The sequence below is a fragment of the Streptomyces sp. NPDC004051 genome, from assembly GCF_053604275.1.
In genome coordinates this window covers 62,857-81,006 of sequence record NZ_JBSGHG010000033.1, presented here as the reverse complement: position 1 = coordinate 81,006, position 18,150 = coordinate 62,857, and the positions used below count along the sequence as shown (strand labels likewise).

The window sequence follows — 18,150 nt, the reverse complement described above, 5'->3', positions numbered from 1 at the left end:
TCCCGCTTCGCCCAGCCCACCGAGCTCGACCTGAGCGCCTTCGCGGGCCGGCACCCGGTCGAGCTGTTCGGCGGGGTGCGCTTCCCGGCCGTCGGCGAGCTGCCCTACCTGCTGACCCTGGGAGGCCACGGCTTCTACTGGTTCCGGCTGCGCGGGGACGCCGCGTAGTATCCGCCGGCTCCCGGGCGGGGCGGTTTCCCCCGTGCCGCCCGGGGCACGCATCAGTAACACCCCGACGATCCGGGGAAAGGACGCGACTGAAATGTCGGAAACCGTCATACGTACGGTCGCACCCCCGCCCGGCCTCCTTGCGTCACTGGATCCGCTGCTGAGGGAGTGGCTGCCACGACAGCGCTGGTTCGCGGGCAAGGGGCGCCCGGTCACCGGGTTCACTCTGGTCGCGGCCACCGAGTTACTTCCGCCCAGCGCCAGGCTGGGCCTGTACCACCTGCTCGTCCGCGCCCACCAGCCCGCCCTGTCCGCCCGGGGCGGCCCCGAGAACCCCGGCGACTGCTACCAACTGCTGCTGGGCGTGCGCGAGGCGCTGCCGCCCAGGCTCGCGTCCGCGCTGATCGGGCACCTCGGCCAGGGCCCGCTGGCCGGGCGGACGGTGTACGAGGCCCTGTACGACACCCGGCCCGCCGAACTGCTCCTGGAGGCCATGCGCTCCCGGGCCCGGATCGGCGGGCTGCGCTTCGAGCGGGACCCGGCGCAGAAGATCGGGTCCGGTCTGGTGCCGCGCCTGATGACCGTCGAGCAGTCGAACTCGTCCGTCGTCTACGGAGATACGTTCATTCTGAAGCTGTTGCGCCGGATCGTGCCCGGCGCCAACCCCGACCTGGAGCTGCCCCTGGCGCTGGCCCGCGAGGGCTGCCCCCGGGTGCCCCCGCCCACGGCCTGGCTGGTGGCGGACCCCGACGGCCCCGGCGCCACCGGCGCTCATGGTGCCGCCCGGGAGCCGGCCGCATCCGAGCCGTACGTGCTGGGCGTGCTCCAGCCCTTCGTGCGGGGCGCGACGGACGGCTGGGAGCTGGCGCTGCGGGAGCTGGCCAAGGGCGAGGACTTCGTCGCCGAGGCGCGGGCGCTGGGGCGGGCCACCGCCGAGGTGCACACCGCGCTGGCCCGCGCGCTGCCGACGGTCACCCTGGGCCGAAGCCGGCTGCGGCGCATGGTCGCCGGTATGGCCGAGCGGCTGGGGGCGGCGGTGCAGGCGGTGCCCGCGCTGCGGCCGTACGCGGACGGGCTGGGCTCGGCGTACACGGCGCTGGACGACCTGGCCGCCGAGGGGCAGACCTGGACCGCCCAGCGCGTGCACGGCGATCTCCATCTCGGCCAGTGCCTGCGGTCCCCGGCCGGAGAGTGGTCGCTGATCGACTTCGAGGGCGAACCGGCACGGCCGCTGGCCGAGCGGCGGATGCCGCAGCCCGTGGTGCGGGACGTGGCCGGGATGCTGCGCTCCTTCGACTACGCGGCACGTTCCGCGGACCCACCGCAGCCGGGCTGGGCCGTGCGGTGCGGCGCGGCGTACTGCACCGGCTACGCGGAGACCGCGGGCCGGGACCCGCGCACCGATCCGGTGCTGCTGCGCGCGTACGAGACGGACAAGGCCGTCTACGAGGTGCTGTACGAGGCCCGGCACCGCCCCGAGTGGCTGCAGGTCCCGATGGCCGCCGTACGCCGGCTCGCCGGATCCGGACCAGGGTGATCCGGCGAGCCGGTGATCCACACGATCCGCTCCCGTCCGTCCCGCACGTCGACCAGGAGGCTCCGTCCGTGACCCCCCGTCCCGAATCCAGCGGTTCGCGCCCGGAGCAGCCGGCCGAACAGACACCCCGGAAGGCCACGGCGAAGAGGACCGCCGTGAAGAAAGACGCGGCGGTGAAGCGGACCGCCGCCGCGAAGACGACCACCGAGAAGGCGACCGCCGCCGAGAAGACCGGGGCCGAGAAAGCCGGGGCGGCGAAGGCCGCCGAGAGGGAACCCGGGACGAGGGAACCCGGGACGAGGAAGGCCGGGGCGCGGAAGGCCGGGGCGAGGAAACCCGGGACGAGGAAGGCCGATGCGCGGAAGGCCGGGACGAAGAGGGCCGAGGCGCAACAGGCCGTCGACAGGACCCCGGCCCTCGGGCGGCCCGCGCCGCCCGAGGCGGAGGTCGCGGTCTCCCCCGCCGTGGGCGCCGACGACCGGGAGCGGCTGCTGAACGGCACGCACCACGCCCCGCACTCCGTGCTCGGCGCGCACCCGGTGCCCGGCGGAGTCGTGTTCCGGACGTTCAAGCCGTACGCCCGGGCCGTCTCCGTGGTCTCCGGGGGCCTCACCGTCGACCTGCACGAGGACGGGGACGGGTTCTTCTCGGCTCTGCTGCCGTTCCGGGAGGTCCCGGCGTACCGGCTGCTGGTGACCTACGAGGGGACGGTGCGGGAGGTCGAGGACGCGTACCGGCTGCTGCCCGCGCTGGGCGAGTTCGACCTGCACCTGATCGGCGAGGGACGGCACGAGGAGCTGTGGACCGCGCTCGGCGCGCACCCCATGACCCACCAGGGCGTGAGCGGCACCCGCTTCACCGTGTGGGCGCCGAACGCGCGCGGGGTGCGGGTGGCGGGGGGCTTCAACTTCTGGGACGGCACCGGGCATCCGATGCGGTCGCTGGGCTCGTCCGGGGTGTGGGAGCTGTTCGTGCCGGAGGTCGGCGAGGGCGAGCTGTACAAGTTCGAGATCACCCGTCCCGACGGTTCGCGGACCCTGCGCGCCGACCCGATGGCGCGCCGCACGGAGGTCCCGCCGGCCACCTCGTCCGTCGTCACGTCCTCGCGGTACGAGTGGGGTGACGCGCGGTGGCTGGAGCGACGTGCCGAAGCGCCCGCGCACCGGAGCCCGTTCTCGGTGTACGAGGTGCATCTGCCCTCCTGGCGACCGGGCCTGACCTACCGCCAACTGGCCGAGCAGCTCCCCGCGTACGTGAAGGACCTCGGGTTCACCCATGTCGAGCTGATGCCGGTCGCCGAGCATCCCTACGGTCCCTCCTGGGGCTACCAGGTCACCGGGTTCTACGCGCCCACGGCCCGGCTCGGCACCCCGGACGACTTCAAGTACCTGATCGACGCCCTGCACCGGGCCGGGATCGGCGTGATCATGGACTGGGTGCCGGCGCACTTCCCGCGCGACGAGTGGGCGCTGGCCGAGTTCGACGGCCGCCCGCTGTACGAGCACGGGGATCCGCTGCGGGCCGCCCACCCCGACTGGGGGACCCTGGAGTTCGACTTCGGACGGCGCGAGGTGCGCAACTTCCTGGTCGCCAACGCCGTCTACTGGTGCCAGGAGTTCCACATCGACGGGCTGCGCGTGGACGCCGTCGCCTCGATGCTCTACCTCGACTACTCGCGCGAGCCCGGCCGGTGGACGCCGAACGAGCACGGCGGCCGGGAGAACCTGGACGCGGTGGCGTTCCTCCAGGAGATGAACGCGACCGTGTACCGGCGCTGCCCCGGCGTGGTGACGATCGCGGAGGAGTCCACGGCCTGGGACGGGGTCACCCGGGCCACCCATCACGGGGGCCCGAGCGGTTTCGGCGGGCTCGGTTTCGGGCTGAAGTGGAACATGGGCTGGATGCACGACTCGCTCCAGTACATGAGCCACGAACCGGTCCACCGCAGGTACCACCACCACGAGATGACGTTCTCGATGGTGTACGCCTACAGCGAGAACTACGTGCTGCCGATCTCGCACGACGAGGTGGTGCACGGCAAGCGGTCCCTGGTGTCGAAGATGCCCGGCGACTGGTGGCAGCAGCGCGCCGACCTGCGCGCCTACCTCGGCTTCATGTGGGCCCACCCGGGCAAGCAACTGCTGTTCATGGGACAGGAGTTCGCGCAGGGCGCCGAATGGTCCGAGCAGCACGGTCCGGACTGGTGGCTGCTGGACCCGGCCTACGGCGCGGAGGCCGACCACCGCGGGGTGCGCGATCTGGTGCGCGACCTCAACACCGAGTACCGGCGCACCCCCGCGCTGTGGCGGTGCGACACCGAGCCGTCCGGCTTCCGGTGGGTGACCGGGGACGCCGCCGACGACAACGTGGTCGCCTTCCTGCGGTACGACTCCGACGGCTCCCCGCTGCTCGCGGTCTCCCACTTCGCCCCCGTCGTCCGGCACGAGTACCGCATCGGCGTCCCCGACGACGTGCCCGCCTGGCAGGAGGTCCTGAACACCGACGCGGCCCGCTACGGCGGCGGGGACGTCACCCGTCCGGACCCGGTCAAGCCGGAGCCGCAGGGGTGGCACGGCCTCCCGGCGAGCATCCGGCTGACCCTGCCGCCCCTGGCGACGGTGTGGCTGCGCCCGGCCTGAGAGCCTGGGTGCGGGCTCCGCGCCCCGGCGGGTGCGCTACTGCGCCAGGGCGTCGGCCAGCGGCTTCGGCAGCGGCTCGGTGTGCAGGACGCCGAGCCGCTGGGTGGCGCGGGTCAGCGCCACGTACAGGTCGCTGGTGCCGTAGCGCCCCGGCTCGACCACCAGGACGGAGTCGAACTCCAGCCCCTTGGCCTGGCGCGGGTCGAGCAGGACCACGCCCTGCGTCAGATCGGGTTCTGCGCCGGCCGTCACCCCGTCCAGCCGGGCGGCCAGCGCGCGGTGCAGTTCGCGCGGGGCGACGACGGCGAGCCGGCCGTCCTCCGTTCCGCCGAGTTCCGCGACGGCCTCGGCGACGGCGCCGGGCAGGTCGTCGGTGGCGCGGGCCCAGGGGCGCACGCCGGTGGAGCGGACCGAACCGGGCGGCTCGAAGCCGGGGTGCTCGGCGCGGAGCACGGCCGCCGCGACGTCCATGATCTCGGCCGGGGTGCGGTAGTTGACGCCGAGCCGGGTGTGCTCCCAGCGGTCCTCGACGTACGGGGCGAGGATGCCCTCCCAGGAGCCGACACCGCCCTCCTCCGAGGTCTGCGCGGGGTCGCCGACCAGGGTCATCGAGCGGGTCGGGCTGCGTCGCATCAGCAGCCGCCAGGCCATCGGCGACAGCTCCTGCGCCTCGTCGACGACGATGTGCCCGAACGCCCAGGTGCGGTCGGCGGCGGCCCGTTCGGCGGCGCTGCGGTGGTCGTCCTCCTCGTGCCGTTCGGCGAAGCGCTCGGCGTCGATGATGTCGTGTGCGGAGAGCACCTCGGAGGACTCGGGGTCGTCCTCCTCCTTGTCCTCGAACTCGTAGGTCCGGGAGGCGTACGACACGTCCAGTACGCCCTGCGCGTAGGCGATCTGCGTGCGCCGCTCGCGGTCGGCCCGCTCCCGGGCCGGCCGGTCGTCCTCGCCGAGGAGTTCGGCGGCCTCGTCGAGCAGCGGCACGTCGGCGACGGTCCAGTGCCTGGTCACCGGGCGGCGGATCGCGGCGGCGTCCTCGGCGGGCAGGAAGCCCTCGGGCTCGGCGAGGAAGTCGGCGACCAGCCGCTGCGGGGTGAGCAGGGGCCACAACTGATCGATGGCGGACCACACGTCGGGGTTCTCGGCGAGCTCGTCGCGGATCTGGGTGATGTCGCTGGGGTCGAGCAGATTGGAGCCGTCGTAGGGGTCGGTGCCGATGCGTTCGGCGACCATGTCGGTGAGCGTGTTGAGGATGTGGCCCTCGAAGTACTCGCGGGACGCGTTGTGCGGCAGCTTGGCGGCGCGGGTGCGTTCCCGGGCGACCCGGACCAGGCCGTCGTCGAGCATCAGGACCTCGCGGTCGTGCTCGATGGTGATCACCGGATCGGGCAGCGCCTGCCGGCCGCGGACGACCTCGGCGAGGACGTCCGCCATGTCCGCCCGGCCCTTCACGGCGGCGGCCTCGGGGGTGTCCGTCCGGGTGGCCCGCACGCCGGGGAACAGTTCGCCGACGGTCGAGAGGAGCACCCCGGTCTCTCCGAGGCTGGGCAGCACCTCGCCGATGTAGCCGAGGAACGCCGGGTTGGGTCCGACGATCAGGACGGCGCGGCGGGCCAGCAGTTCGCGGTGCTCGTAGAGGAGGTAGGCGGCGCGGTGCAGGGCGACCGCGGTCTTGCCGGTGCCGGGGCCGCCCTCGACCACCAGCACGCCCCGGTGCGGGGCGCGGATGATGCGGTCCTGGTCGGCCTGGATGGTGCGCACGATGTCGCCCATGCGGCCGGTGCGCGCGGAGTTGAGCGCGGCGAGCAGCACGGCGTCGCCGGTCGGGTCCTCGTGGCCGGTGCGGGTCTCGTCGCCGAGGTCGAGGATCTCGTCGTGCAGGGCGGTGACCGTGCGCCCCTCGGAGGTGATGTGCCGGCGGCGCCTGAGGCCCATCGGGGTGTGGCCGGTGGCCAGGTAGAACGGGCGGGCGACGTCGGCGCGCCAGTCGATCAGGACGGGGGTGTGCTCCTCGTCGTCGGCGCGCAGACCGATCCGGCCGATGTGGTGGGTGTCTCCCGAGGAGAGGTCGATCCGGCCGAAGCACAGCGAACCGTCCACCGCGTTCAGCGCGGCGAGCAGCCCGGACCGCTCGGCGACCAGGATGTCCCGCTCCAGCCTGGCCTGCATGGGCGTGTCGCCCTGCCCGAGCGCGTCCGTGACGGAGGCCTCGGTGTCGCCGCGCAGGGCGTCCACCCGTGCGTACAGTCCGTCGATGAATTCCTGTTCCTGCCGGAATTCATGGTCCGGAAATTCGCTGTTTGACAATTCCGCTCCCGCCCGGATATACTGTGCTCACTGAACTTTTCTGCGACTTGTCGCAATTGAAGTCGCAAGTCAATGAATATACGCAACGAAAACCCCCGGGCGCAATTACCCGGGGGTTTTCCCGTGCCCGGCAGCGGCGCGGGACGACGGCTCAGATCACCTCGGCCAGTTCCTCCAGCAGCCGCCGCTCGGGCCTGGGTCCGACCGTCGACCGCAGCGGCTCCCCGTCCCGGAACACCATGAACGTCGGCATCGACGGCACCTGGTACGCGTGGGTGGTCACCGGGTCGGCGTCCACGTTCAGCTGCACGACCTTCAGCCGCTCGCCCTGCTCGGCGGCGAGCGCGCGCAGCACCGGCAGCTCCGCTCCGATCACCTCCGCCGCGAAGTCCGCATCCTCCCCCACGCTCTCAGCTTCGTTCGAGCAGGGAGGTGCCCCCACCCTCCACCACGCCTTCCGCCCTGCTCATCCGTGCATCCGTGCCGCCCTCCGAGTTCGTACACCGGTTCCGGACCCCCCGGGACCGCAGAGCCGGCCGCCAGCTCGTCGCGCGCCCTCTCCGCCCGGGCCGGCTGCGCCCCGACGCTCTCCCGTACGGTCCGCAGCTCGCCGACGAGCGCGTCGAGTTCGTCCGGCTTGCGCCGGTGGACCACGAGCGACGCAGGGCACGAGTCCCCCTCGGGGTGCCCGGTCCGCAGACACTCCACGAAGGGCCGGGGCTCCTCCGGCTCGAACCCGAGGTCCTGGAGCGTCCGGATCTGCCGCAGCAGCTTCAGGTCGCTCTCGTCGTACGTCCGGTGGTTGTTGCCCGTGCGCCGCGCGGGCAGCAGTCCCCGTGACTCGTAGTACCGCAGCGTCCGTGTGGTGGTTCCGGCGCGTGCGGCCGGCCCGCCGATTCGCATACCGGTGGACGTACGCCTTGACGTCGGCGTCAGGGCAAGGCCGGGCGGGGCGGCGAAAAGGCCGAGCGGCCGGGCTCACGGGGGAAGGAGTCCGGCCGCTCGGCGGCTGGGGAGGCCCGAAGGGGCTGTGTGCGTCAGGCCTTGGCGAGTTCCTTCTCGCCGGCCGCCGCGGGGGCCTCGGCGCGGTCGGCGGGGCCGGCGCCGTCGTGGTCGTCCAGCAGGGTGGTCTCGTCGAAGGGGATGGCCCCGGAGAGGACCTGGTTCACCCGCTCCTTGTCGATCTCCTTGGTCCAGGTGCCGATCAGCACCGTGGCGACCGCGTTGCCCGCGAAGTTGGTCAGGGCGCGGGCCTCGCTCATCAGGCGGTCGATGCCGACGATGAGACCGATGCCGTCCACCAGGGCCGGCTTGTGCGACTGCAGACCGCCGGCCAGCGTCGCCAGGCCGGCGCCGGAGACACCGGCGGCGCCCTTGGAGGCGATCAGCAGGAAGAGCAGCAGCGTGATCTGCTCGCCCATCGACATCGGCGTGCCCAGGGCGTCGGCGATGAACAGCGAGGCCATGGTCATGTAGATCATGGTGCCGTCGAGGTTGAAGGAGTAACCGGTGGGGACGGTGATGCCGACCACCGGCTTGCTGACGCCCACGTGCTCCATCTTCGCGATGAGCCGCGGCAGCGCCGACTCGGACGAGGAGGTGGACAGGATCAGCAGGAACTCACGGCCCAGGTACTTGAACAGGCTCCAGACGTTCAGACCCGCGACGATCCGCAGCAGCGCGCCGAGCACCACGAAGATGAACAGCGCACAGGTGATGTAGAAGCCGAGCATCAGCACCGCGAGGCTCTTCAGCGCGTCCAGGCCCGCCGAGCCGGTGACCGCGGCCATGGCGCCGAACGCACCGACCGGAGCCGCCCACATGATCATGGCGAGGACCCGGAAGACCAGCCGCTGGATGTGCTCGATGCCGCGCAGGACCGGCTGGCCGGCGTTGCCCATGGCCTGCAGCGCGAAGCCGCACAGCAGGGCGACCAGCAGGGTCTGCAGGACCTCGCCCTGGGTGAAGGCGGACACGATCGTGGTCGGGATGATGCCGAGCAGGAACTCGGTGGTGTCCTTGGCCTCCGCGTTGACCTGGGCCTGACCGGTCTCCTTGACCGCGTCGGTGACCGCGAGACCCGTGCCGGGGTCCAGGATGTTGCCGACGACCAGGCCGATGCCGAGCGCGACCAGCGACATGATCAGGAAGTAGACCATGGCGATACCGCCGACCGCGCCGACCTTGGCGGCCTTCCGCACGGAGCCGATGCCCAGCACGATCGTGCAGAAGATGATCGGCGAGATCATCATCTTGATCAGGTTCACGAAGCCGGTGCCGATCGGCTTCAGCTCGACCGCGAAGTCGGGGGCCATCAGACCGACGGCGATACCGAGGGCGACCGCGATGATCACCGCGATGTAGAGATAGTGCGTGCGGTCCCGCTTCGTTTTGGGAGCGGCAGGTGCCGTATCGGTGGTGCTGGTCACGGCGGCCTCCTTGATGACGTCGTCGGCATCGACCGGCGTGCGGCTCACGTCCGGGGGATGAACTTTTGGGGGAACGCCGTGACTATGTCCCGCCTTGTGAGCGTGGTCACCCTTCCGTTCATTTAGTTCACGCCCGTACGGCGGGCACACTGTCGGGATGCGCCTCGCCCTCCCCCGGCCCCGCAGCCTCGCGGGCCAACTCTTCGCCATGCAGGCGGTGCTGGTGGCGGTCCTCGTGGTGGGATACGCCCTGTTCAGCTACTTCAGCGACCGCAGCCAGGCCGAGGAGGCGGCGAGTCACCAGGCACGGGCGGTGGCCCTCTCGGTGGCCGACTCCCCCTCGGTGCGCGAGGCGATCCGCACCCCCGATCCCTCGGCCACGCTCCAGCCGTACGCGCTGGCGGTGGTGCGCGACACCGACATCGACTTCGTCACGATCATGGATCCGCGGGGCATCCGCTGGACCCACCCCGACCCGGGCCAGCTCGGACTGCCCTTCCGCGGCCACACCGGGCCCGCCCTTCGGGGCCGGACGTTCACCGAGACCTACACCGGCACCCTCGGCCCGTCCGTCCGCGCGGTCACCCCGGTCCGGGACGGCGACCGGATCGTCGGCCTGGTCAGCGCGGGCATCCGGGTCGAGGAGATAAGCCAGCGCGCGCAGGCCCGGCTGACGGCCCTGCTCGCGGTCGCGACCGGTGCGCTCGGACTGGGCGCGATCGGCACGTACGTCATCAACGCCCGCCTGCGCCGGCACACCCACGGGATGAACGCGAGGCAGCTCAGCCACATGCACGACTACCATCAGGCCGCGCTGCACGCCGTGCGCGAGGGACTGCTGATGCTGGACGGGCAGTACAGGGTGGCGCTGATCAACGACGGTGGCAGGGAGCTGCTGGGGGTGGCCCCGGAGGAGGACGTGGTGGGCAGGTCGGTCGCGGAGCTCAGTCTCCCGGCACCGCTGACGGGCGCGCTGCTCGCCTCGGAGCCCCGGGTGGACGAGGTGCATCTCACCGCGGACCGGGTGCTGGTGGTGAACACCTCACCGGTGTCGGGCGGTGAGCGGCGCGGTTCCGTGGTGACCCTGCGCGACGTGACCGAGCTCCAGTCGCTGATGGGCGAGCTGGACTCGGAGCGGGGCTTCACACAGGCCCTGCGCTCGCAGGCGCACGAGGCGGCGAACCGGCTGCACACCGTCGTCTCGCTGATCGAGCTGGGCCGGGCCGAGGAGGCGGTGGACTTCGCGACCGCGGAGCTGGAGCTCGCCCAGGCGCTCACCGACCAGGTGGTGGCGGCGGTGGGCGAGCCGGTGCTGGCCGCACTGCTGCTGGGCAAGACGGCCCAGGCCCACGAGCGGGGCGTGGAGCTGGTGGTCTCGCCGGCCAGCCGGCTGGACGACGGGCTGCTGCCGGACAGCCTGCCCGCCCGCGACCTGGTCACCATCCTGGGCAACCTGATCGACAACGCGGTGGACGCGGCGCAGGGCGGCCTCAGTGCCCGGGTGACGGTCACGGCCCTCACCGACGCCGGCACGGAGCTGATCCTTCAGGTCTCCGACACCGGACCGGGCGTGGCCCCGGACCACACCGAGGCGGTCTTCCAGCGCGGCTTCACGACCAAGCCGTCGGGGCCGGACGGCCGGGGGCTGGGTCTGGCGCTGGTACGGCAGGCGGTGCACCGGCACGGCGGCACGCTGGCGGTGACCTCGGCGCAGGAGGGCGGCGCCCACTTCGAGGTACGGCTCCCGCTGCGGACCGCCGGGCACGTCATGGCCGGAAGCGGTGCGGACGCGAAGGGCGTCGGCTCCGGCACGGGAGGCGGGGCATGACCGACAGGCCCATCCGTGTCCTGGTGGTGGAGGACGATCCGGTCGCCGCCGACGCCCATGTGATGTACGTCGGCCGGGTGCCCGGGTTCGTCGTGGTCGGCAAGGCGACGACGGGCGCCGAGGCCCGCCGGGCGCTGGAGCGCACCCCCGTCGACCTGCTCCTCCTCGATCTGCACCTGCCCGATGTGCACGGACTGCAGCTGGCCCGCTCGCTGCGGACGGCCGGGCACCACGCGGACGTCGTCGCGGTGACCTCGGCACGGGACCTCGCGGTGGTGCGCGAGGGGGTGTCGCTGGGCGTCGTCCAGTACGTGCTGAAACCGTTCACCTTCGCGACGCTGCGGGACCGCCTGGTGCGGTACGCCGAGTTCCGCGCGTCCGTGGGCGAGGCCAGCGGCCAGGCCGAGGTGGACCGCGCGCTGGCCGCTCTGCGCGCCCCCGGACCGGCCGCCCTGCCCAAGGGCCTGAGCGCGCCGACCCTGGAGCGGGTGACCGTGGTCCTGCGGGACGCCGAGGAGGGCCTGACCGCGAGCGGGGTGGCGGAGGCGGTGGGCATCTCCCGCATCACCGCCCGCCGCTACCTGGAGCACCTGGTGGACGCGGGCCGCGCGGCCCGGCGCCCGCAGTACGGGACCGTGGGGCGGCCGGAGCTGCAGTACCGGTGGGTGACGGGGCGGTGAGGTGAGGTGCTGAGGCACCGAGGCCTTCACCGAGTACGGCACCCTGCCCCGCGCCTCGCGCCGGCCCGGGTGGTACGGGTGTCTGCGGCCTGCCCGCTCTCCCGCTTCCGCTTCCCCTCGACGACTCGACCGGCTCCACCGGCCGTCCCCGCTGACGATCCTCTTCGCGCCGAGTGCGCCGACCACCGCGTTCACGGTGCCGGTTTCGACGCCGGGCGGGGCGGCCGGGGGCCGGCGCGGGCGGGCCCGCGCACGTCTCCTCCCCGGCCGCCGGGGCCGGTCAGAAGACCGACTCGGCCTCGTCCATGCGGTCCTGCGGGACCGTCTTCAGCTCGGTGACGGCCTCCGCGAGCGGGACCATCACGATGTCGGTGCCGCGCAGCGCCGTCATCATCCCGAACTCCCCGCGGTGCGCGGCCTCCACCGCGTGCCAGCCGAAGCGGGTGGCGAGCACCCTGTCGTACGCGGTCGGCGTGCCACCGCGCTGGGTGTGGCCGAGGATGACCGGCCTGGCCTCCTTGCCGAGGCGGCGCTCCAGTTCACCGGCGAGCGCCGTGCCGATGCCCTGGAAGCGCTCGTGGCCGAACTTGTCGATCTCGCCCTTGCCGTAGTCCATGGTGCCGTCGGCGGGGTGGGCACCCTCGGCGACGCAGATCACCGCGAACTTCTTGCCGCGGGCGAAGCGCGCCTCGACCATCTTGACCAGCTGGGCCGGATCGAAGGCCCGCTCGGGCAGGCAGATGCCGTGGGCGCCGGCGGCCATGCCGGACTCCAGGGCGATCCAGCCCGCGTGCCGGCCCATGACCTCGACGACCATCACCCGCTGGTGGGACTCGGCGGTGGTCTTCAGCCGGTCCATCGCCTCGGTGGCGACGCCGACGGCGGTGTCGAAGCCGAAGGTGCGGTCGGTGGAGGAGATGTCGTTGTCGATCGTCTTCGGGACGCCGACCACCGGCAGTCCCGCGTCCGACAGCATGCGGGCGGCGGTGAGCGTGCCCTCGCCGCCGATCGGGATGAGCACGTCGATGCCGAAGTCGCGGATCATGTCGGAGGCGTTCTCGCAGGCCTCGCGGAGCCGGTTGCGCTCCAGCCGGGAGGAACCGAGGATGGTGCCGCCGCGGGCCAGGATGCCGCTGACCGCGTTGAGGTCGAGGGTCCGGTAGTTGCCGTCGAGCAGGCCCGCGTAGCCGTCCTCGAAGCCGATGACCTCGTCGCCGTAGTTGTCGACCGCTCGGTGCACAACCGACCGGATCACGGCGTTCAGGCCGGGGCAGTCGCCGCCTGCGGTGAGAACTCCGATGCGCATCGTGTTGTCGTCTCCTGGTCGCTGTGGATACCGGTGAGCCAGCTTCGATTGTTCCATGCCGCCCGGCCCCGCCGGGCCCCCCGCCCCGGCCGCCCGCCGGTCCCCCGTCCCGGTCACCCGCCGGTTCCCCGCCCCGGCCGCTCGACGAGTCCCCTGTCCGGCCGCCCGCCCGGCCCTGTCCGAAAACCGCCCGGGCCCCGCGCCCCCGGCCTCCGGGCCGCACCCCGCAGGCGGGCCCCCCACCAGCGCCGGAGGTACTGTCGAGGGGGATCAGTCCGCTCCGGCGAGCGCGGTGTCCGGGCCGGATCCCGCAGGGCCGACAAGCGCCGCGAGACCCCCGACGAAACGGAGCACGCGTGACCCGCAGTGTGTACGTCACCAGCATCGACCGAGGCGACGGCCGCCAGGTCGTCGAACTGGGGGTCATGGAACTCCTGACCCGGCAGGTCGACCGGGTGGGCGTCTTCCGTCCCCTGGTGCACGAAGGCCCCGACCGCCTCTTCGAACTGCTGCGCGCCCGCTACCGGCTCACCCAGGACCCGGCGACCGTCTACGGCATGGACTACCAGGAGGCGTCCGCCCTCCAGGCCGAACGCGGCTCCGACGAGCTGGTGTCGACCCTGGTCGACCGGTTCCACGCCGTCGCCCGCGACTACGACGTCGTCCTCGTCCTCGGCACCGACTACGCCGACACCCAGTTCCCGGACGAACTGTTCCTCAACGCCCGCCTCGCCAACGAGTTCGGCGCCTCGGTGATCCCGGTCGTGGGCGGCCGCAGGCAGAGCTCCGAGTCGGTGCGCGACGAGACCCGCAACGCCTTCCGTGCCTACCAGACGCTGGGCTGCGACGTGCTCGCCATGGTGGTCAACCGGGTGGCCCGCGAGGACCGGGACGAGATCGCCGAACGGCTCTCCACCCGGCTCCCGGTGCCCTGCTACGTCCTGCCCGACGAACCCGCGCTGGCCGCCCCCACCGTGGCCCAGATCGCCCACACCCTGAGCGCGAAGGTGGTGCTCGGCGACGACTCCGGGCTGGCCCGCGACGCCCTGGACTTCGTCTTCGGCGGCGCCATGCTGCCCAATCTCCTCGCCGCCCTGACCCCGGGCTGCCTGGTGGTCACCCCGGGAGACCGCGCCGACCTGGTCGTCGGCTCGCTGGCCGCGCACAGCACCAACACCCCGCCGATAGCCGGGGTGCTGCTGACCCTGGACGAGGTGCCCGCCGACCGCATCCTCACCCTCGCCTCCCGCCTCGCCCCCGGCACCCCGGTGCTGTCGGTGCCCGGCAACAGCTTCCCCACCGCCGAGCAGCTGTTCTCCCTGGAGGGGAAGCTGAACGCGGCCACCCCGCGCAAGGCGGAGACCGCGCTCGGCCTCTTCGAGCGGTACGCCGACACCGCCGACCTCACCCGGCGGGTCTCCGCGCCCAGCAGCGACCGCGTCACGCCGATGATGTTCGAGCACAAGCTGCTCGAACAGGCCCGCTCCGACCTCAAGCGGGTCGTCCTGCCCGAGGGCGGCGAGGAGCGGGTGCTGCACGCGGCCGAGGTGCTGCTGCGCCGGGGCGTGTGCGAGCTCACCCTGCTGGGGCCGGTCGACCACATCCGCAAGAAGGCCGCCGACCTCGGCATCGCGCTCGGCGACACCCAGCTGATCGACCCGGCCACCTCCGAGCTGCGCGACGCCTTCGCCGAGAAGTACGCCGCCCTGCGCGCCCACCGCGGGGTCAGCGTCGAGCTGGCCTACGACGTCGTCTCGGACCCGAACTACTTCGGCACGCTGATGGTGGAGGAAGGTTTCGCCGACGGCATGGTGTCCGGCTCGGTGCACTCCACGGCCGCGACCATCCGGCCGGCCTTCGAGATCATCAAGACCCGGCAGGACTCCTCGATCGTGTCCTCCGTCTTCTTCATGTGCCTGGCCGACCGGGTCCTGGTCTACGGCGACTGCGCGGTCAACCCCGACCCGGACGCCGAGCAACTCGCCGACATCGCCGTGCAGTCGGCGGCCACGGCCGCGCGGTTCGGGGTGGAGCCGCGGATCGCGATGCTGTCGTACTCGACGGGTACGTCCGGCTCCGGCGCCGACGTCGACAAGGTGCGCGAGGCGACCGAGCTGGTACGGGCCCGCCGCCCCGACCTCAGGATCGAGGGGCCGATCCAGTACGACGCCGCCGTGGAGCCGTCGGTCGCGGCCACCAAGCTGCCGGACTCCGAGGTCGCCGGGCAGGCGACCGTGCTGATCTTCCCCGATCTGAACACCGGCAACAACACCTACAAGGCCGTGCAGCGCTCGGCCGGCGCGATCGCGGTCGGCCCGGTGCTGCAGGGTCTGCGCAAGCCGGTCAACGACCTGTCCCGGGGCGCCCTCGTCCAGGACATCGTCAACACCGTCGCCATCACGGCGATCCAGGCCCAGTCCGTCGCCGGGTCCCCGGCCCCGAACGAGAAGGCAGTCACCCAGTGAGCGCCCACCCGTCCCCCACCACCGCCCTGCCCGGCGAGCCGCACTCGGCCGCTGCCTCCGGCCCCTCTCTGGTCCTCGTCCTCAACTCCGGCTCCTCGTCGGTGAAGTACCAGCTGCTGGACATGCGGGACCGCAGCCGGCTCGCGTCCGGCCTGGTCGAGCGGATCGGCGAGCGGATCTCGCTGGTCCGGCACACTCCGCTGGCCTCGGGCGGGAAGACGCGCGAGCGGACCGGCCCGGTCGCCGACCACGACGCCGCCCTGAAGGCGATGGCCGAGGAACTGGCCCTCGACGGGCTGGGGCTCGACTCCCCCGAACTGGCCGCGATCGGGCACCGGGTGGTGCACGGCGGGATGCACTTCACCGAGCCGACCGTCGTCGACGACGCGGTGCTCGCCGAGATCGAGCGGCTCATCCCGGTCGCCCCGCTGCACAACCCGGCCAACCTGACGGGCATCCGCACCGCCATGGCGCTGCGCCCGGACCTGCCGCAGGTCGCCGTCTTCGACACCGCCTTCCACACCACGATGCCGGAGTCGGCCGCCCGCTACGCGATCGACGTCGAGACCGCCGACGCGCACCGCGTCCGCCGCTACGGCTTCCACGGCACCTCGCACGCGTATGTCTCCCGGGAGACGGCCCGGCTGCTGGGGAAGGCGCCCGAGGACGTGAACGTCATCGTGCTGCACCTGGGCAACGGGGCGTCCGCCTCGGCGGTGCGGGGCGGGCGGTGCGTGGACACCTCCATGGGGCTGACGCCCTTGGAAGGACTGGTGATGGGTACCCGGTCCGGAGACATGGACCCGGCCGTCATCTTCCATTTGATGCGTGTTGGCGAAATGTCCGCCGACGAGATCGACACTCTTCTCAACAAGAAGAGCGGACTGGTCGGTCTGTGCGGTGACAACGACATGCGGGAGATCCGCCGCCGGGTCGACGCGGGCGACGAACAGGCGAAGCTCGCGTTCGACATCTACGTCCACCGCCTGAAGAAGTACATCGGCGCCTATTACGCCGTTCTCGGACGAGTGGACGCGGTGGCGTTCACCGCCGGGGTCGGCGAGAACGCCGCTCCGGTACGGGAGGCGGCCGTGGCGGGCCTGACGGAACTGGGCCTGGAGGTCGACGCCGAGCGCAACGGAGCGCGCGGTGACGGGCCGCGGCTGATTTCGCCCCGGGGTGCGCGGGTCGCGGTCGCCGTGGTACCGACGGACGAGGAAATGGAGATCGCCACACAGACCTACGCACTGGCCGGAAAGCGCAACTGAGCAGCGACTTTCTCATATGTATCTTCCGCCAGACGGAATATTCCGGAGCGAAACAAACCGATAGGATCGCCCCATGCGCCGTTCCAAAATCGTCTGTACTCTCGGCCCCGCGGTCGACTCCCACGAGCAGCTCGTCGCCCTGATCGAAGCCGGCATGAACGTGGCCCGCTTCAACTTCAGCCACGGCTCGCACGCCGAGCACCAGGGCAGGTACGAGAGGGTCCGTGCCGCCGCCAAGGAGACCGGCAGGGCCATCGGTGTCCTCGCCGACCTCCAGGGCCCGAAGATCCGTCTGGAGACCTTCGCCGAGGGCCCCGTCGAGCTGGTGCGCGGTGACGAGTTCACCATCACCACCGAGGACGTTCCCGGCGACCGGACCATCTGCGGAACGACCTACAAGGGCCTGCCGGGCGACGTCTCCCGCGGCGACCAGGTGCTGATCAACGACGGCAACGTCGAGCTGAAGGTGCTGGACGTCGAGGGCACCCGGGTGCGGACGATCGTCATCGAGGGCGGTGTCATCTCCGACCACAAGGGCATCAACCTGCCCGGCGCGGCCGTGAACGTGCCCGCGCTGTCCGAGAAGGACATCGAGGACCTGCGGTTCGCGCTGCGCATGGGCTGCGACATGGTCGCGCTGTCCTTCGTCCGGGACGCCAAGGACGTGGCCGACGTCCACCGCGTGATGGACGAGGAGGGCCGCCGGGTGCCCGTCATCGCCAAGGTGGAGAAGCCGCAGGCGGTGGCGAACATGGAGGACGTCGTGATGGCGTTCGACGGTGTGATGGTCGCCCGCGGCGACCTGGCCGTCGAGTACCCGCTCGAGAAGGTCCCCATGGTGCAGAAGCGCCTGATCGAGCTGTGCCGGCGCAACGCCAAGCCGGTGATCGTGGCGACCCAGATGATGGAGTCGATGATCACCAACTCCCGTCCGACCCGCGCCGAGGCCTCCGACGTGGCCAACGCGATCCTGGACGGCGCCGACGCGGTCATGCTGTCGGCCGAGTCGAGCGTGGGCGCGTACCCGATCGAGACCGTGCGGACGATGTCGAAGATCGTCCAGGCGGCCGAGCAGGAGCTGCTCTCCAAGGGCCTGCAGCCGCTGGTGCCCGGCAAGAAGCCCCGTACCCAGGGCGGTTCGGTCGCCCGGGCCGCCGCCGAGATCGCCGACTTCCTCGGTGCCAAGGGCCTGGTGGCCTTCACCCAGTCCGGCGACACGGCCCGGCGGCTGTCCCGCTACCGCGCCAGCCAGCCGCTCCTGGCCTTCACCACGGACGAGTCCACCCGCAACCAGCTCGCGCTCAGCTGGGGTGTGGAGCCGCACGTCGTGCCGTTCGTGAACAGCACCGACGAGATGGTCGACCTGGTCCAGCAGGAGCTGGTCCGGCTTCACAGCTTCGACGAGGGCGACATCGTGGTGATCACCGCCGGCTCGCCGCCCGGCGTCCCCGGCACCACCAACATGGTCCGCGTCCACCACATGGGCGGCTCCACCAGCTGACCCACCCGCGTGCACACCACCGAGG

12 protein-coding genes and 1 pseudogene are annotated in these 18,150 nt (G+C 72.1%); 8 read left to right on the top strand and 5 right to left on the bottom strand.

Annotation, left to right across the window (positions count from 1 at the left end; genetic code table 11):
• The 3 genes from ACWEQO_RS27145 to glgB form a co-directional block, all read left to right on the top strand.
• Positions 1–168 (top strand): alpha-glucosidase C-terminal domain-containing protein (locus tag ACWEQO_RS27145; RefSeq protein ID WP_452985584.1); only part of this gene is annotated, 168 nt, incomplete at its 5' end.
• Positions 169–262: 94 nt separating this feature from the next.
• Positions 263–1,705 (top strand): maltokinase N-terminal cap-like domain-containing protein, encoded by a 1,443-nt coding sequence (locus ACWEQO_RS27140; protein WP_452985580.1) that lies wholly within the window; start codon positions 263–265, stop codon positions 1,703–1,705.
• Positions 1,706–2,169: 464 nt separating this feature from the next.
• A complete protein-coding gene (gene glgB / locus ACWEQO_RS27135; RefSeq protein ID WP_452985583.1) occupies positions 2,170–4,344 on the top strand; it encodes a 1,4-alpha-glucan branching enzyme in 2,175 nt (724 codons plus the stop codon).
• A gap of 36 nt (positions 4,345–4,380) precedes the next feature.
• Here the strand turns inward: glgB and ACWEQO_RS27130 are convergent, their stop codons facing one another.
• From ACWEQO_RS27130 to ACWEQO_RS27115, 4 genes and pseudogenes are all read right to left on the bottom strand, one after another.
• Positions 4,381–6,666: a HelD family protein gene (locus ACWEQO_RS27130; RefSeq protein ID WP_452985582.1), complete on the bottom strand. Its 2,286-nt coding sequence runs from the start codon at positions 6,664–6,666 to the stop codon at positions 4,381–4,383.
• Positions 6,667–6,799: 133 nt separating this feature from the next.
• A complete protein-coding gene (locus ACWEQO_RS27125; RefSeq protein ID WP_452985579.1) occupies positions 6,800–7,054 on the bottom strand; it encodes a thioredoxin family protein in 255 nt (84 codons plus the stop codon).
• 80 nt (positions 7,055–7,134) lie between these two features.
• Positions 7,135–7,551, bottom strand: a pseudogene (locus ACWEQO_RS27120) (MerR family transcriptional regulator); the annotation flags it as partial.
• 134 nt (positions 7,552–7,685) lie between these two features.
• Positions 7,686–9,077: a cation:dicarboxylate symporter family transporter gene (locus ACWEQO_RS27115; protein WP_361460551.1), complete on the bottom strand. Its 1,392-nt coding sequence runs from the start codon at positions 9,075–9,077 to the stop codon at positions 7,686–7,688.
• 157 nt (positions 9,078–9,234) lie between these two features.
• Here ACWEQO_RS27115 and ACWEQO_RS27110 point away from each other — a divergent pair, with 157 nt between their 5' ends.
• On the top strand, positions 9,235–10,905 hold the full coding sequence (locus ACWEQO_RS27110) for a sensor histidine kinase (RefSeq protein WP_452985578.1): 1,671 nt from the start codon (positions 9,235–9,237) through the stop codon (positions 10,903–10,905).
• Positions 10,902–11,585 (top strand): response regulator, encoded by a 684-nt coding sequence (locus tag ACWEQO_RS27105; RefSeq protein WP_361460541.1) that lies wholly within the window; start codon positions 10,902–10,904, stop codon positions 11,583–11,585. Before ACWEQO_RS27110 ends, ACWEQO_RS27105 begins: the two co-directional genes overlap by 4 nt.
• Before the next feature lie 280 nt (positions 11,586–11,865).
• Here ACWEQO_RS27105 and ACWEQO_RS27100 read toward each other — a convergent pair whose 3' ends face one another.
• The gene (locus ACWEQO_RS27100) at positions 11,866–12,891 is read right to left on the bottom strand and encodes an ATP-dependent 6-phosphofructokinase (protein ID WP_452985577.1); all 1,026 of its coding nucleotides are present in this window, start codon (positions 12,889–12,891) and stop codon (positions 11,866–11,868) included.
• A gap of 356 nt (positions 12,892–13,247) precedes the next feature.
• Between ACWEQO_RS27100 and pta the strand changes: the two genes are divergently transcribed.
• From pta to pyk, 3 genes are all read left to right on the top strand, one after another.
• Complete coding sequence (gene pta, locus ACWEQO_RS27095; protein ID WP_361460538.1) at positions 13,248–15,356, top strand: phosphate acetyltransferase; 2,109 nt, start codon at positions 13,248–13,250, stop codon at positions 15,354–15,356.
• Positions 15,357–15,382: 26 nt separating this feature from the next.
• Positions 15,383–16,624: an acetate kinase gene (locus tag ACWEQO_RS27090; RefSeq protein WP_452985581.1), complete on the top strand. Its 1,242-nt coding sequence runs from the start codon at positions 15,383–15,385 to the stop codon at positions 16,622–16,624.
• Positions 16,625–16,697: 73 nt separating this feature from the next.
• Positions 16,698–18,125, top strand: coding sequence for a pyruvate kinase (gene pyk / locus ACWEQO_RS27085; protein WP_361460536.1), 1,428 nt, complete (start codon positions 16,698–16,700; stop codon positions 18,123–18,125).
• Positions 18,126–18,150: the final 25 nt, after the last annotated feature.